This window comes from Pseudomonas sp. NMS19W, assembly GCF_051554255.1.
Lineage (GTDB): Bacteria > Pseudomonadota > Gammaproteobacteria > Pseudomonadales > Pseudomonadaceae > Aquipseudomonas > Aquipseudomonas kribbensis.
In genome coordinates, this window is the sequence record NZ_CP136718.1 from 5,687,426 (window position 1) to 5,703,107 (window position 15,682).

At 59.9% G+C, this 15,682-nt stretch carries 11 protein-coding genes and 1 tRNA gene; 9 read left to right on the top strand and 3 right to left on the bottom strand.

Translation table 11 applies throughout. From position 1 onward, the window contains the following. Positions 1-50 precede the first annotated feature (50 nt). The 3 genes from R1A29_RS26150 to R1A29_RS26160 all read left to right on the top strand — a co-directional run bounded on the left by R1A29_RS26150 (position 51) and on the right by R1A29_RS26160 (position 4,174). Entirely contained in the window at positions 51-1,322 is a 1,272-nt protein-coding gene (locus tag R1A29_RS26150; protein WP_169432164.1) for a YeaH/YhbH family protein, read from the top strand. After that, positions 1,319-2,881: a SpoVR family protein gene (locus R1A29_RS26155; RefSeq protein WP_438299955.1), complete on the top strand. Its 1,563-nt coding sequence runs from the start codon at positions 1,319-1,321 to the stop codon at positions 2,879-2,881. The genes R1A29_RS26150 and R1A29_RS26155 overlap by 4 nt, the downstream gene beginning before the upstream one ends. A gap of 63 nt (positions 2,882-2,944) precedes the next feature. Continuing rightward, positions 2,945-4,174: a multifunctional CCA addition/repair protein gene (locus R1A29_RS26160; RefSeq protein WP_438299956.1), complete on the top strand. Its 1,230-nt coding sequence runs from the start codon at positions 2,945-2,947 to the stop codon at positions 4,172-4,174. Between the two features lie 41 nt (positions 4,175-4,215). Here R1A29_RS26160 and folK read toward each other — a convergent pair whose 3' ends face one another. Together folK and folB are read right to left on the bottom strand one after the other, a co-directional pair. Continuing rightward, positions 4,216-4,737 (bottom strand): 2-amino-4-hydroxy-6-hydroxymethyldihydropteridine diphosphokinase, encoded by a 522-nt coding sequence (folK, locus tag R1A29_RS26165; protein WP_085709213.1) that lies wholly within the window; start codon positions 4,735-4,737, stop codon positions 4,216-4,218. Continuing rightward, the gene (gene folB / locus R1A29_RS26170; RefSeq protein WP_016772885.1) at positions 4,728-5,084 is read right to left on the bottom strand and encodes a dihydroneopterin aldolase; all 357 of its coding nucleotides are present in this window, start codon (positions 5,082-5,084) and stop codon (positions 4,728-4,730) included. The genes folK and folB overlap by 10 nt, the downstream gene beginning before the upstream one ends. A gap of 74 nt (positions 5,085-5,158) precedes the next feature. On the opposite strand from folB, the gene plsY reads away from it, so the two are divergent. Beyond that, complete coding sequence (gene plsY / locus R1A29_RS26175; RefSeq protein WP_085709211.1) at positions 5,159-5,728, top strand: glycerol-3-phosphate 1-O-acyltransferase PlsY; 570 nt, start codon at positions 5,159-5,161, stop codon at positions 5,726-5,728. 23 nt (positions 5,729-5,751) lie between these two features. On the opposite strand, the gene tsaD is transcribed toward plsY, so the two are convergent. After that, positions 5,752-6,777, bottom strand: a complete 1,026-nt coding sequence (gene tsaD, locus R1A29_RS26180; RefSeq protein WP_039768071.1) for a tRNA (adenosine(37)-N6)-threonylcarbamoyltransferase complex transferase subunit TsaD — start codon at positions 6,775-6,777, stop codon at positions 5,752-5,754. Between the two features lie 199 nt (positions 6,778-6,976). Between tsaD and rpsU the strand changes: the two genes are divergently transcribed. The 5 genes from rpsU (at position 6,977) to R1A29_RS26205 (ending at position 15,522) form a co-directional block, all read left to right on the top strand. Beyond that, on the top strand, positions 6,977-7,192 hold the full coding sequence (rpsU, locus tag R1A29_RS26185; RefSeq protein ID WP_002551877.1) for a 30S ribosomal protein S21: 216 nt from the start codon (positions 6,977-6,979) through the stop codon (positions 7,190-7,192). A gap of 483 nt (positions 7,193-7,675) precedes the next feature. Continuing rightward, positions 7,676-9,643 carry a DNA primase gene (gene dnaG, locus R1A29_RS26190; RefSeq protein ID WP_438299957.1) on the top strand — a complete coding sequence of 656 codons (1,968 nt, stop codon included), beginning with the start codon at positions 7,676-7,678 and terminating at the stop codon, positions 9,641-9,643. Positions 9,644-9,710: 67 nt separating this feature from the next. After that, complete coding sequence (gene rpoD / locus R1A29_RS26195; protein WP_438299958.1) at positions 9,711-11,558, top strand: RNA polymerase sigma factor RpoD; 1,848 nt, start codon at positions 9,711-9,713, stop codon at positions 11,556-11,558. A gap of 125 nt (positions 11,559-11,683) precedes the next feature. After that, positions 11,684-15,430: a bifunctional diguanylate cyclase/phosphodiesterase gene (locus R1A29_RS26200; protein WP_438299959.1), complete on the top strand. Its 3,747-nt coding sequence runs from the start codon at positions 11,684-11,686 to the stop codon at positions 15,428-15,430. Between the two features lie 15 nt (positions 15,431-15,445). After that, a tRNA-Ile gene (locus R1A29_RS26205) sits at positions 15,446-15,522 on the top strand. Positions 15,523-15,682: the final 160 nt, after the last annotated feature.

The following is a 15,682-nucleotide window of genomic DNA, read 5'->3' on the forward strand; positions in this document are numbered from 1 at the left end:
TGCACTTGCGGCTCGCAGCTCACTACTTGAAGCTGCCCGGAGGGCTTCCTATGAGCTATGTGATCGACCGACGTCTCAATGGCAAGAACAAGAGCACGGTGAACCGTCAGCGCTTCCTGCGGCGTTACCGTGACCACATCAAGAAGGCTGTCGAAGAGGCGGTCAGCCGGCGCTCCATCACCGACATGGAGCACGGCGAGCAGATCAGCATTCCCGGTCGCGACATCGACGAACCGGTGCTTCACCATGGTCGCGGCGGCAAGCAGACGGTGGTTCATCCCGGCAACAAGGAATTCACCGCCGGCGAACACATCGCCCGCCCACCGGGAGGTGGCGGAGGCCGCGGACCGGGCAAGGCCGGCAACTCCGGCGAAGGCATGGACGAATTCGTCTTCCAGATCACTCAGGAAGAATTCCTCGAGTTCATGTTCGAGGACCTCGAACTGCCGAACCTGGTCAAACGCAACCTGACCGGTACCGATACCTTCAAGACAGTTCGCGCCGGGATCAGCAACGAGGGCAACCCGTCCCGGATCAACATCATCCGCACCCTGCGCTCGGCCCATGCCCGGCGAATCGCGCTGTCCGGCAGCAGCCGCGCCAAGCTGCGCGAGGCCAAGGAAGAGCTGGCACGCCTGAAACGCGAAGAACCGGATAATTTCGGCGATATTCAGGACCTGGAAGCAGAAATAGAGAAGCTCAGCGCACGCATTCATCGCGTGCCCTTCCTCGACACCTTCGATCTCAAGTACAACCTGCTGATCAAACAGCCGAACCCCAGCTCCAAAGCCGTGATGTTCTGCCTGATGGACGTTTCCGGCTCAATGACCCAGGCGACCAAGGACATCGCCAAACGTTTTTTCATCCTGCTGTACCTGTTCCTGAAGCGGAACTACGACAAGATCGACGTCGTGTTCATTCGCCACCACACCAGCGCCCGGGAAGTGGACGAAGAAGAGTTTTTCTATTCCCGCGAAACCGGCGGCACCATCGTCTCCAGCGCCCTGAAACTGATGCAGGAGATCATGGCCGAGCGCTACCCGAGCAACGAATGGAACATCTACGCGGCCCAGGCTTCCGACGGCGACAACTGGAACGACGATTCGCCGATCTGCCGCGATATCCTGATCAACCAGATCATGCCGTTCGTGCAGTACTACACTTACGTAGAGATCACCCCGCGCGAACATCAGGCCCTGTGGTACGAATACGAACGCATCGCCGAAGCCTTTTCCGACACTTTTGCCCAGCAGCAGCTGGTCTCGGCCGGAGATATCTATCCGGTCTTCCGTGAACTCTTCCAGCGCAGGTTAGTGACATGACCGCCAAAGAGCAGAAGCGCCAACCGATTTCCACCGGCTCCGAATGGACATTCGAGCTGATCCAGGCCTACGACCGCGAAATCGCCCGGATCGCGGCCGGCTACGCCCTGGATACTTACCCCAACCAGATCGAAGTGATCACCGCCGAACAGATGATGGATGCCTATGCTTCGGTCGGCATGCCGCTGGGCTATCACCACTGGTCCTACGGCAAACACTTCCTCAGCACCGAGAAATCCTACAGCCGCGGGCAGATGGGGCTGGCCTACGAGATCGTGATCAACTCCGACCCGTGCATCGCCTACCTGATGGAAGAGAACACCATCTGCATGCAGGCACTGGTCGTGGCCCACGCCTGCTACGGCCACAACAGCTTCTTCAAGGGCAATTACCTGTTCCGCACCTGGACCGACGCCAGTTCGATCATCGACTACCTGGTGTTCGCCAAGCAGTACATCATGCAGTGCGAGGAGCGCCATGGCATCGACGCAGTGGAGGACCTGCTCGACTCCTGCCATGCGCTGATGAATTACGGCGTCGACCGCTACAAGCGCCCCTACCCGATTTCCGCCGAGGAAGAACGGCGCCGGCAGAAGGATCGCGAAGAGCACCTGCAGAAGCAGATCAACGACCTGTGGCGCACCATTCCCAAAGGCGCGGACAAGTTCAGCGACAAGGACAATGCACGGTTCCCGGCCGAACCCCAGGAAAACATCCTGTACTTCATCGAGAAACACGCGCCGCTGCTGGAACCGTGGCAACGGGAAATCGTGCGCATTGTGCGCAAGATCGCCCAGTACTTCTATCCACAGCGTCAGACCCAGGTGATGAACGAAGGCTGGGCGACTTTCTGGCACTACACGCTGATGAACGACCTTTACGACGAAGGACTGGTCACCGACGGATTCATGATGGAGTTCCTGACGTCCCATACCAGCGTGGTATTCCAGCCGGGATTCGACAGCCCCTACTACAACGGTATCAACCCCTATGCCCTGGGTTTTGCCATGTACCGCGACATTCGGCGGATGTGTGAAGAACCTACGGAGGAAGACCGCCGCTGGTTCCCGGAAATCGCCGGCACCGACTGGCTGTCGACCATCAAGTTCGCCATGAGCAGCTTCAAGGATGAGAGCTTCATCCTGCAGTACCTGTCGCCGAAGGTGATCCGCGACCTGAAGCTGTTCAGCATCCTCGATGACGACCAGAAGGACGACCTGCTGGTGCCCGCCATCCATGACGAGGGCGGCTACCGGATCATTCGCGAAACGCTTGCTGCGCAATACAACCTGGGCAACCGTGAACCGAACGTGCAGATCTACAGCATCGACCGGCGCGGTGACCGTTCTCTGACCCTGCGTCACCAGCAGCATGACCGCAAACCGCTGGGCGACTCCACCGACGAGGTACTCAAGCATCTGCACCGGTTATGGGGTTTCGACATTCATCTGGAAACTCTGCAGGGCGACCAGATCATGAAAACCCACCACGTTCCACCCCGCAGCGAACACGGTGAAGGAGATTACGGTCGCCTCGATCTGGCTGTGATTCATCTTTGATCCCGTCCTGACCTCCGAAAGTCCGGCGCAAGGGTTATCCTGTCGGGCCAACGGAGGTTTTTTATGCAGATTTACAAGGTCGGCGGCGCGGTACGTGATCGCCTGCTGGGCAAACCGGTCACCGATATCGATTGGGTGGTGGTCGGCGCCACCGCAGAAGAAATGCTCGCCAAAGGGTTTCGCCCGGTCGGTGCGGATTTCCCTGTGTTTCTTCACCCGAAAAGCGGCGAGGAGTACGCTCTCGCCCGCACCGAACGCAAGAGCGGTCGCGGTTATGGCGGATTCACTTTTCACGCCAGCCCCGAGGTCACGCTTGAAGAAGACCTGATCCGTCGCGACCTCACGATCAACGCCATGGCCGAGGACGATCAGCAAAACCTGACGGATCCCTATCACGGCCAGCGCGATCTCGAAGACCGAATCCTGCGCCACGTTTCCCCCGCATTCGCCGAAGATCCCCTGCGAGTCCTGCGTGTTGCCCGCTTCGCGGCTCGTTACGCAGAACTCGGTTTCAAGGTTGCCCCCGAGACCCTTGAGTTGATGCGCCAGCTCAGCGAATCCGGCGAACTGGAGGCCTTGACCGCCGAACGCAGCTGGAAAGAAATTTCCCGCGCACTGATGGAAAGTCAGCCGCAGGTGTTCATTCAGGTATTGCGCGATTGCGGTGCTCTGAAGGTGCTGATGCCGGAGGTAGACGCCCTGTTCGGCGTACCGCAACCGGAAGTCCATCATCCGGAAATCGACAGCGGCATTCACACACTGAGCGTGCTTGAGCAAGCCGCCCTGCACCAGCAACCATTGACGGTGCGCTGGGCCTGCCTGCTGCATGATCTCGGCAAGGGCCTGACGCCGGAAGAGGAATGGCCGCGGCACATTGCCCACGAGCACAAGGGCCTGAAGCTGATCAAAGCGGTCAACGAGCGCTTCAAGGCACCGAAGGACTGTCAGGAACTGGCCGTACTGGTCGGCCAGTACCACACCCACGGCCATCGTGCCCTGGAGCTGAAGGCTTCGACCTTGCTGGAATTGCTGCAGAGCTTTGATGTTTATCGCCGACCGCAGCGCTTCGAAGAATTTATCGTCGCATGCGAGATGGATGCCCGAGGCCGCAAAGGGCTTGAACAACGCAGTTATCCACAGGCGGATTACCTGCGCGGTGCCGCCAGCGCTGCTCGGGGCGTCGCGGTACAGCCGCTGCTGGAGAAGGGATTCAAAGGCCCGGAACTGGGCGAAGCACTCAAACGCGAACGGCTCAAGGCGTTGAAGGCTTACAAGGAATCAGCGTCGTCCTGAGAACACCTGACGCCATCGCGAACCGGTCGCGATGGCGTCAGTCAGTTCAACAGATCTGGAGGCGTGAGCTGAATACCGCGCCATTCAAACCCGACCGGTGCCAGCACCTGATCGATCTGCGCCTCGGACCACAGCGTGGCAAAGCTTTTTCCCACACCTGGATGCACCCGATCCGGCGCAATCAGCGACAACGGCCACAACACGAAGGCATTTTTCAGAATCTCGGCACGGGGCAGGATCAGCCCGTCGAAATTGCCTGCCAGCTCGCCGTACAGCAAGACGTCGATATCCAGCGGCAATCCCTTGCGATCCGGGGCATAACGACCGTTATCCGCCTCGATGAATTTCAGCCGTCGATCCAGCTCCATCAGCGGCAGATCGGTGTAAGCCGACACCACGAAATTGAAGAACGGGCCGCTCTTGATCCCCACCGGCTGGCTCTCGAATACCGCCGAACAGCGGATATCCACCAGAAAACCGGCCAAGGCATCCAGACCTGCGCGCAAATGAGTTTCGCGCTCGATATTGCTACCGAGCCCGAGGTAGACCTGAGTCAGCGACATCCGCGCTCGATCTCCACACCGACACCACCCTTGGCGGCCGGAACCGCGCCAGGCTTGGTCAGCTTCAGGCGTACCCAGGTGATCTTGAATTCGGCCATCAGCACTTCGACCAGACGCTCGGCGAAGGTCTCGACCAACTGGAACTGTGCCTGCTCGGCAAAGGCCTGGATCCGCGTGGAAACACTGGCGTAATCGAGTGCCAGGGTCAGGTCGTCACCGGCGGCGGCCGGGCGATTGTCCCAGGCGAAGCTCAGATCAAGACGCAGGCACTGTCGGATGCCGCGCTCCCAGTCGTAGGCACCGATCACGGTGTCGACTTCCAGGCCCTCGATAAACACTCTGTCCAAGCACTTCTCTCCACTGCACGACAAGGGCGCAATGCGCCGTTAGAATCAGGGCGTCCTCGCCCGGAATAGTTAGCATGTTTTGGTTACTGGCGATCCTCGCCTACCTGCTCGGCTCGCTGTCCTTCGCCATTTTGCTCAGCCGCCTGACCGGAAATCCGGATCCGCGAATGAGTGGCTCGGGTAATGCCGGTGCCACCAACATGCTGCGCCTGGCCGGTCGCAAACTCGCGATCCTGACCCTGCTGGGTGATCTGTGCAAAGGCCTGCTGCCGGTACTGATCGCCTCGGCGGCAGGCCTGTCGCTGCAGGATCAGGCATGGATCGGCGTCTGCGCCGTGATCGGTCACCTGTTCCCGCTGTACTTCCGCTTTCGCGGCGGCAAGGGCGTCGCCACGGCGGCCGGCATGCTGCTGGGCCTGTATCCGCCCGCCGCGCTGCTGGCCGTGTGCGCCTGGCTACTGACGTTCTACCTGACCCGTACCAGCTCGCTGGCAGCATTGATTGCCACGCCCCTGACCCTGCCATTGCTGGCCTGGCAGGAGCCGGAAGCGCTGTTGCCGATGAGCACGCTCACACTGCTGATCGTCTGGCGCCACCGGGGCAATCTACGCGACCTGTTTGCCGGGCGCGAACGGCATTTTTAAATACCGTACGTGAGCACCGTTCATCACAGCGCCGACAACTGCTCCATCGGCCAACGCGCCTGCACGCTGATCGCCAGGCTTTCCTGCTGGCCGGCCTGCAGACGCTGGCAACCGGCAAACGCAATCATCGCGCCGTTGTCGGTACAGAACTCGGGACGGGCATAGAACACATCGCCCTTCATGTCGCCGAGCATTTTCTCCAGCGAAACCCGCAATGCCTTGTTGGCGCTGACGCCACCGGCGATCACCAGACGCTTCATGCCGGCCTGCTTCAACGCACGCTTGCACTTGATGGTCAAAGTCTCCACCACGGCCTGCTGGAACGCCAGCGCGATGTCGCAACGGGCTTGCTCGCTGTCGTCCCCGGCGCTGACGCACTGCTGCCAAGTGTTGAGGGCGAAAGTCTTCAAACCGCTGAAGCTGAAATCCAGGCCCGGGCGATCGCACATCGGACGCGGGAAGGTGAAACGTCCTGCGACGCCCTTCTCTGCCAGCTTGGCGATTTCAGGACCACCCGGATAATTGAGGCCCATCATCTTCGCGGTCTTGTCGAAAGCTTCGCCTGCCGCGTCATCGAGGGTCTCGCCCAGCAGGCTGTATTGGCCGATGCCATCAACCTGAACCAGCTGTGTATGACCACCGGAGACCAACAAAGCGACGAACGGAAACTCCGGTGGTTTTGGCTCCAGCATCGGCGCCAGCAAGTGGCCTTCCATGTGGTGCACACCAAGGGCCGGAATGCCCCAGGCAAACGCCAGCGCCTGAGCGCAGGAAGCACCCACCAGCAAAGCGCCGACCAGGCCAGGACCGGCGGTGTAGGCGATGGCGTCGATCTCGGTCGGTACGCAGTCAGCCTCGGCCAGCACCTGACGGATCAAGGGCAGCATGCGCTTGACGTGATCGCGGGAGGCGAGCTCCGGCACCACGCCGCCGTAGACACGGTGCAGGTCGATCTGGCTGAACAGTGCGTCGGCCAGCAGACCGCGCTCGCTGTCGTATAAAGCGACGCCGGTTTCGTCGCAGGAAGTTTCTAATCCCAGTACTAGCATGGGTTTGCGCCTTGTTTAGGCTGAATTCGAAGGCGCGCATAATAGTCGCCACTGGATGCCCCGACCAGCGGTTTTCGATCAGAGGCTTTGCATTCCGAGCGTTGAGGGGTTAACATCCGCAACCCTTAAAAACCGACGTCTTCAAGTGCTCTTTTGCCGCGAGGATGTTGACCCCGGTAATGAATGAAGGTAGCTCTGGATGCCAGCCGTCAAAGTTAAAGAGAACGAACCCTTCGACGTAGCTCTGCGTCGTTTCAAGCGCTCCTGCGAAAAAGCCGGTGTACTGGCTGAAGTTCGTAGCCGCGAATTTTACGAGAAGCCAACTTCCGAGCGTAAGCGCAAGGCAGCAGCCGCTGTTAAGCGTCACGCCAAGAAAGTTCAGCGCGAACAGCGCCGCGCCGTTCGTCTGTACTAATACACAGACGATCGTAGCAAGCTTCTGCCAAGCCCGGCCCTCAGCCGGGCTAATGGCATTTGCGTAAAACGCTTGATGCTTCACCGTCGAAGCCGCACACGCGACCGAGACAAACCCGCTTCACCGCGTCAGGCCTGGCTCTTTTGCCAGCGGTGCACGTCTTTTCTGACGAGCCTTTCAAGGCTACTGACGAGCACACCCACTGATTCCTCTTACGACGATCAGCCCAAGGCACCTGCTTGCGTGCCCGCTTCATGAGCTATCCGAGGCCCTCAACCGGCCGCCAGCGGATTCAGCGCAACACTTTCATAAAGTCGAAGACTGATAGGTACTAACGTCAGTGGATTTTCGGCAGATACACTCCCCGACAGCGATTACGCAGACGACACTGGTCGAGCCGCACCCTTCGTGCGTTTTCAAGCATGACCCGCGTCCGGCCGCCCATCGCATCGGACTCATTACAGCGCAGACGACGAGAACGCCATGGCCGGGCTGATTCCCCAGAGCTTCATTGACGACCTGCTGAACCGCACCGACATCGTCGATGTGGTCAGCTCGCGCGTGCAACTGAAGAAGGCCGGCAAGAACTACACCGCCTGCTGCCCGTTCCATAAAGAGAAAACCCCATCGTTCAGCGTGAGCCCCGATAAGCAGTTCTATTACTGCTTCGGTTGCGGCGCCGGCGGTAACGCGCTCGGTTTTCTCATGGACCACGACAACCTGGACTTTCCCCAGGCGGTCGAGGACCTGGCCAAAGCCGCCGGCATGGAAGTGCCCCGCGAAGAAGGTGGCCGCTCGCACAAACCGCGACAGCCGACCGATTCGCCGCTTTATCCACTACTGACTGCCGCTGCGGACTTTTACCGCCAGGCGCTCAAGAGTCACCCGGCACGCAAGGCTGCCGTGGACTACCTCAAGGGCCGCGGACTGACAGGGGAGATTGCCCGGGACTTCGGCCTCGGCTTTGCCCCGCCAGGCTGGGACAATCTGTTCAAGCACCTGAGCAGCGACACCTTGCAGCAGAAAGCCATGATCGACGCCGGTCTGCTGATCGAGAACGCCGAAACCGGCAAGCGCTATGACCGCTTCCGCGATCGGGTGATGTTCCCGATCCGCGACACCCGCGGGCGCATCATCGCCTTCGGCGGTCGAGTCCTCGGCGACGACAAACCGAAATACCTGAACTCGCCGGAAACCCCGGTATTCCATAAAGGCCAGGAACTCTACGGCCTCTATGAAGCCCGCAAGAACAACCGCAACCTCGACGAAATCATCGTCGTCGAGGGCTACATGGACGTCATCGCCCTGGCCCAGCAAGGCCTGCGAAACGCCGTCGCGACCCTGGGCACAGCTACCAGCGAAGAGCACCTGAAACGTCTTTTTCGCGTAGTGCCGAACGTATTGTTCTGCTTCGACGGCGACCAGGCCGGCCGCAACGCCGCATGGCGCGCACTGGAAGCCACGCTGAGCAGCCTGCAGGACGGTCGCCGCGCACGATTCCTGTTCCTCCCCGAAGGCGAAGACCCGGACACCTTGATCCGCGCCGAAGGCACCGACGCCTTCCGTGCACGGATCAATCAGCATGCGCAGCCGCTGGCAGATTATTTCTTCCAGCAACTGACCGAAGAAGCCGACCCTCGCTCGCTCGAAGGCAAGGCGCACATGGCGACGCTTGCCGCACCGCTGATCGACAAAGTGCCAGGGGCCAACCTGCGAATCCTGATGCGCCAGCGCCTGACCGAGATCACCGGCCTGAGCAGCGAGACCGTCAGTCAGCTGGCCCAGAGCACACCGCAGGAAGCGCCGCCCGCCTACGACCCCGGCATCGATTACGACGCGATGCCGGACTTCAGCGACTACCATCAGCCGCAGGCACAGGACATGTATGTGCCGCAGCAGGAGTGGACGCCGAAGAAACCCGGTGCCGGCGGCAAGAAATGGGACAAAAAGCCCTGGGACAAGAACGGCAAGCGTGGCGGTGATCGCGATCAACCGCGCGCCCCGAGAGTGCCGGCTCCGGTCGAGCCACCGATCATGGCCGCCCTGCGAACGGTGATCCATCACCCGCAACTGGCGCTGAAGGTCGAGACGGCCAGCCATTTTGCGGACGAAGACAATACCAACACTCAACTGCTGGTGGCCTCACTGGAAGCCGTGCAAAAGAATCCTCAGCTAAACTCTTTTCAGTTGATCTCGCGATGGCATGGCACCGAACAAGGTCGATTGCTGACCCGCCTGGCAGAAAAGGAGTGGTTGATCAACGGAGAAAACCTTGAACAACAGTTTTTCGACACCATAACTAGCTTGTCAGCCCGCCAGCGCGAGCGAAAGCTGGAACAACTTCTCAGGAAATCACGTCAAAGCGATCTGAGCGCCGAAGAAAAATCTTTGCTGCTCGAATTGCTCAAACGGGATGTTCCTGCATCAAACCCGACCTCAACTGGCGCGTGAGGTCATAGCTCAGGTATAATCCTCGGCTTGTTTTTTGCCCGCCAAGACCTTCAGTGGATAGGGTGTTATGTCCGGAAAAGCGCAACAGCAGTCTCGTATTATTGAGTTGATCAAACTGGGTCGTGAGCAGAAGTATCTGACTTACGCCGAGGTCAACGACCACCTGCCCGAGGATATTTCAGATCCGGAGCAGGTGGAAGACATCATCCGCATGATTAACGACATGGGGATCCCCGTACACGAGAGTGCTCCGGATGCGGACGCCCTTATGTTGGCCGACGCCGATACCGACGAGGCCGCTGCGGAAGAAGCAGCCGCCGCGTTGGCAGCGGTCGAGACCGATATCGGTCGCACCACTGACCCAGTGCGCATGTATATGCGTGAAATGGGTACGGTCGAGCTTCTGACTCGTGAAGGCGAAATCGAAATCGCCAAGCGTATCGAAGAGGGCATCCGTGAGGTGATGAGCGCAATCGCGCACTTCCCCGGCACGGTTGACCATATTCTCTCCGAGTACACTCGGGTCACCACCGAAGGCGGTCGCCTGTCCGACGTCCTGAGCGGTTACATCGACCCGGACGACGGCATTACGCCGCCGGCTGCCGAAGTGCCACCGCCGATCGATGCGAAAGCCGCGAAAGCGGACGACGATTCCGAGGACGATGACGCCGAAGCTTCCGATGACGAAGAAGAAGCCGAAAGCGGTCCGGATCCGGTCATTGCTGCCCAGCGTTTCGGCGCCGTGGCCGACCAGATGGAAATCACCCGCAAGGCCCTGAAAAAGCACGGTCGTCACAACAAGGCAGCGGTTGCCGAGTTGCTGGCCCTGGCTGATCTGTTCATGCCGATCAAACTGGTGCCGAAGCAATTCGAAGCCCTGGTCGAGCGTGTTCGCAGTGCCCTGGATCGTCTGCGTCAGCAAGAGCGCGCGATCATGCAGCTGTGCGTACGTGATGCACGTATGCCGCGTGCCGATTTCCTGCGCCAGTTCCCGGGCAACGAAGTCGACGAAAGCTGGTCCGACTCTCTGGCCAAAGGCAAGAGCAAGTACGCCGAGGCCATCGGCCGCGTGCAACCGGACATCATCCGTTGCCAGCAGAAGCTGACCGCGCTGGAAACCGAAACCGGTCTGACCATCGCCGAGATCAAGGACATCAACCGTCGCATGTCGATCGGTGAGGCGAAAGCCCGCCGCGCGAAGAAAGAAATGGTTGAAGCGAACCTGCGTCTGGTGATCTCCATCGCCAAGAAGTACACCAACCGTGGCCTGCAATTCCTCGACCTGATCCAGGAAGGCAACATCGGTCTGATGAAAGCGGTGGACAAGTTCGAATACCGTCGCGGTTACAAGTTCTCGACCTATGCCACCTGGTGGATCCGTCAGGCGATCACTCGCTCGATCGCCGACCAGGCCCGCACCATCCGTATTCCGGTGCACATGATCGAGACGATCAACAAGCTCAACCGCATTTCCCGCCAGATGCTGCAGGAAATGGGTCGCGAACCGACCCCGGAAGAGCTGGGTGAGCGCATGGAGATGCCTGAGGACAAGATCCGCAAGGTATTGAAGATCGCCAAAGAGCCGATTTCCATGGAAACCCCTATCGGTGATGACGAAGACTCTCATCTGGGTGACTTCATCGAAGACTCGACCATGCAGTCGCCAATCGATGTCGCCACTGTCGAGAGCCTGAAAGAAGCGACTCGCGAAGTGCTGTCCGGCCTTACTGCCCGTGAAGCCAAGGTACTGCGCATGCGTTTCGGTATCGACATGAACACCGACCATACGCTCGAAGAAGTCGGCAAACAGTTTGACGTGACCCGTGAGCGGATCCGTCAGATCGAAGCCAAGGCGCTGCGCAAGCTGCGCCATCCGACGCGAAGCGAACACTTGCGTTCGTTCCTCGACGAGTAATACCAGAACCCCCGGCCCAGGCCGGGGGTTTTGTTTATATGGCAGATTAAATACCTCGCACCGCCCTCCCCCGCGCACAGCCCGTCTACACTCGAAACATTCCCCCGTGCCATAACGAGACCGTTATGCCCAGACTGGCGTCCGTGCTTTTTTTGCTGTCACTGATGATCTGGACCGCAACGGCTGACGCGCTGACTCTGACCGACGAAGAACGTAGCTGGCTGGCGGCTCACCCGGACTTGCGCCTGGGTGTCGATGCGTCGTGGCCGCCATTCGAGTTTCGCGATGACCAGAACCGCTATCAGGGCCTGGCGGCGGACTATATCGACGTGATCCGCCAGCGTCTGGCCATCAAACTTACGCCCATCGAACCCTCGAGCTGGACAGCCGTGCTCGAACAGGCCAAAAACGGCACGATCGATCTGCTGCCAGGCATCATGTCCACCCCGGAACGCCAGAATTACCTGGCCTTCACCCGACCCTACCTGGATTTTCCGATCGTCATCCTCGCCCATGTCGGCGGCCCGCAGCCGCGCAAGATCGAGGATCTGTACGGGCTGAAGATCGCCGTCGTCGAAAACTACGCCCCCCATGAACTCCTGCGCACCCATCACCCCGATCTGAATCTGGTTGCCATGCCCAATGTCAGCTCGGCGCTGCAGGCCTTGGCCACCGACGAAGTGGACGCGGTGGTCGGCGATCTCGCCTCCAGTGTCTGGAGCCTGCGCCAGCTCAAGCTCGACGGGCTGTATGTCAGCGGCGAAACCCCTTATCGCTATCAACTGGCAATGGGAGTTCCCCGGGACAGCAAAATGCTGGTGGGTATTCTGGATAAAGTACTGGCCGACATGTCCCCGGAGCAGATCAGCAGCATCCAGGAACACTGGGTGGGCAACGTCCTCGATCATCGGACATTCTGGTCGGATCTGCTGGTCTATGGCCTGCCAGGCCTGCTGTTGCTGGTGATCATCCTGGCAGTGGTGATCCGCATCAACCGCCGCTTGAGCTCGGAAATCGCCCGGCGCATCGACCTCGAACAGGAACTGCGCAGCAGCGAATATCACTATCGCGGCCTGGTGGAGAGCCTGTCTGCCATTGCCTGGGAAGCGCGCATCAGCGATTTCACTTATAGCTACGTGTCGCCCCACGCCGAAGACCTGCTGGGTTATCCACTGTCGCACTGGCTGATTCCGGGCTTCTGGCGCAACATTATCCACCCCGCCGACCTGACCCGCGCACAGAGTTTCTGCGATCACGAAGTCCTCGCCGGGCGCGATCACAGTCTCGATTACCGGGTGATCACCGCTGATGGCCGTTGCCTGTGGGTGCGCGACATCGTCAGCCTGATCGAGCACGGCCACGAGCCGGTGATGCGCGGCCTGATGATCGACATCAGCGAAACCAAGCGTACCGAAGAAGCCTTGCGCCTGTCGGAGCAGAAGTTCGCCTCGGTGTTCCAGCAATGCCCGGACATTCTGGTGATTGCGCGGCTGTCCGACGGCTGTCTGCTGGAGGTCAACGAAGCCTTTGAAGAACAGATCGGGCTCAAAGCCGAAGACGTCATTGGCCAGACCGCTACCGAGCTCAATATCTGGGGCATTCCCGGCGTCGGGCCCGGTCTGCTGCAACGCTTGCAGGCCGGCAGTATTCGCAACCTGGAGATGCCCTTTCGTCGCAGCAACGGGCAGGTGTTCACCGGGCTGATTTCCGCCGAACCGTTCGAGCTAGACACCACACCGGCGCTGGTCGTGGTGGTGCGCGACATCACCCAGCTCAAGGAAACCCAACAGCTGCTGCAAACCTCCGAAGAAAAGTTTGCCAAGGCCTTCCACGCCTCGCCGGACGGCCTGCTGCTATCGCGTCAGAGCGATGGTCTGCTGCTGGAGGTCAACGAAGGTTTCAGCCGCATCACCGGCTTCAACAGCGCCATGTCGGTGGATCGCTCGGCGCTGGATCTGGGGATCTGGGTCAATCTCAACGAACGCAAACAGATGCTCGACCTGTTGCATCGTGACGGTTTCGTTCGCGATTTCACCTGCCACATCCGCCGCAGCGACGGGCAAATCCGCCTCTGCGAAGTGTCCAGCCGTCCGCTGCCGATTGGCGACGAAGACTGCATGCTGACCATCGCCCGGGACATCACCGAACGCCACCTGATGCAGGAAAAGCTGCAACAGGCCGCAACGGTGTTCGAGAGCACTGCCGAAGGCGTATTGATCACCGATACGCAACAGCACATCAGTGCTGTGAACCGCGCCTTTACCGAAATCACCGGTTACAGCGAAAGCGAAGCGCTCGGCCATACCCCGCGCCTGCTGGCTTCCGGGCTGCACGACAGCGCATTCTATGCAGCGATGTGGCATCAATTGACTGACGAAGGCCACTGGCAGGGCGAGATTTCCAACCGACGCAAGAATGGCGAGCTGTACCCGAGCTGGCTGACCATCAGCGCCGTGCGCAACCGCGACCGGTTCATTACTCACTTCGTCGCGGTGTTTGCCGATATCTCCAGCCTCAAGCATGCCCAGGCCAAACTCGATTACCAGGCCCACCATGACCCACTGACCGGCCTGCCGAATCGCACACTGTTCGAAAGCCGTCTGCTGACGGCGCTGAACGGCCAGCAAGAAAACGGCGGTCTGGGTGCGGTGCTGTTCCTCGACCTCGATCGCTTCAAACACATCAACGACAGCCTCGGCCATCCGGTTGGCGACCTGCTGCTCAAGGGCATCGCCGTACGCCTCAAGGAACAGTTACGCGATATCGATACCGTGGCGCGACTGGGTGGCGACGAATTCATCATCCTGCTGCCGGGGCTGCAACAGGCCGGTGATGCCGACAACATCGCCACCAAACTGCTGAATTGCTTCGGCGCACCGTTTCAGGCCGGCGAGCACGAGTTTTTCATCAGTGCCAGCATCGGCACCAGCCTCTATCCCCGTGACGGCTGCGACGTCGCCACCTTGATCAAAAACGCCGACGCGGCGATGTACCGTTCCAAGGCCAAGGGCCGCAACCGTGTCGAAAGCTACACCCGCGACCTCACCGCCCAGGCCAGCGAACGGGTGGCGCTGGAACATGAACTGCGCCGGGCCATTGAGCGCGAAGAGCTGTACCTCTACTACCAGCCGAAAATCAGTCTCGACGATCACAGCCTGGTCGGGGCCGAAGCCCTGATCCGCTGGCGCCACCCGACCTTCGGCGAGGTGCCTCCGGAACATTTCATCCCGCTGGCGGAAGAGAACGGGATGATTCTGCAAATCGGCGACTGGGTGCTGGAAACCGCCTGCCGGCAGATGTTCGAGTGGAGCCAGATCTACGAATCCCTGGGCCCGCTCTCGGTCAACCTCGCCGGCGCACAATTGCGCCAGCCGAACCTGTTGGGGCGCATCGAACAACTGCTCAAGGACAACCGCCTCAGGCCGGATTTACTGCAACTGGAAATTACCGAAAACTTCATCATGAGTCAGGCCGAAGAGGCGCTGGCCGTGTTGCACCAACTCAAACACCTCGGCGTGCAACTGGCCATCGACGACTTCGGCACCGGTTATTCCTCGCTGAGCTACCTCAAACGCCTGCCGCTGGACATCCTCAAGATCGACCAGTCTTTCGTCCGTGGCCTGCCCGACGACCCCCACGACGCGGCGATTGTCCGCGCCATCATTGCCCTGGGCCGCAGCATGCAATTCACCGTGATCGCCGAAGGCGTGGAAACCCAGGCCCAACAACAATTCCTCGCCGCCGAAGGCTGCGAACAGATCCAAGGCTACATCGTCAGTCTGCCGCTGCCACCGGAAGAATTCGCCGCGACGTTTCTTCGCATAGCCGTATCAGATTTTTCGGATAGCACAGCCGAGAAACCGTCGCTATAATCCGCGGCCTACTGAGGGCCTATAGCTCAGTTGGTTAGAGCAGAGGACTCATAATCCTTTGGTCCACGGTTCAAGTCCGTGTGGGCCCACCAAACATGAAAAAAGCCGCGCACTCGCGCGGCTTTTTTTTCGCCTGTCGTTTGGCGTTTACGTTCTTCACAAGCGCAATGTTCGGAAGACTACCGCAAGGTCTGTAGGTTATTTCCCAAGCTGTGTTTTCACTCAGTTTTCGGCCTTGTTGGCCTTTTCTCC

Coding starts and splice junctions, on each gene's coding strand:
- plsY (WP_085709211.1), top strand. CDS start 5,159: ATGTTTTGGTTACTGGCGATCCTCGCCTACCTGCTCGGCTCGCTGTCC.
- R1A29_RS26160 (WP_438299956.1), top strand. CDS start 2,945: ATGCAGATTTACAAGGTCGGCGGCGCGGTACGTGATCGCCTGCTGGGC.
- tsaD (WP_039768071.1), bottom strand. CDS start 6,777: ATGCTAGTACTGGGATTAGAAACTTCCTGCGACGAAACCGGCGTCGCT.
- rpoD (WP_438299958.1), top strand. CDS start 9,711: ATGTCCGGAAAAGCGCAACAGCAGTCTCGTATTATTGAGTTGATCAAA.
- folK (WP_085709213.1), bottom strand. CDS start 4,737: ATGTCGCTGACTCAGGTCTACCTCGGGCTCGGTAGCAATATCGAGCGC.
- R1A29_RS26155 (WP_438299955.1), top strand. CDS start 1,319: ATGACCGCCAAAGAGCAGAAGCGCCAACCGATTTCCACCGGCTCCGAA.
- dnaG (WP_438299957.1), top strand. CDS start 7,676: ATGGCCGGGCTGATTCCCCAGAGCTTCATTGACGACCTGCTGAACCGC.
- R1A29_RS26200 (WP_438299959.1), top strand. CDS start 11,684: ATGCCCAGACTGGCGTCCGTGCTTTTTTTGCTGTCACTGATGATCTGG.
- R1A29_RS26150 (WP_169432164.1), top strand. CDS start 51: ATGAGCTATGTGATCGACCGACGTCTCAATGGCAAGAACAAGAGCACG.
- rpsU (WP_002551877.1), top strand. CDS start 6,977: ATGCCAGCCGTCAAAGTTAAAGAGAACGAACCCTTCGACGTAGCTCTG.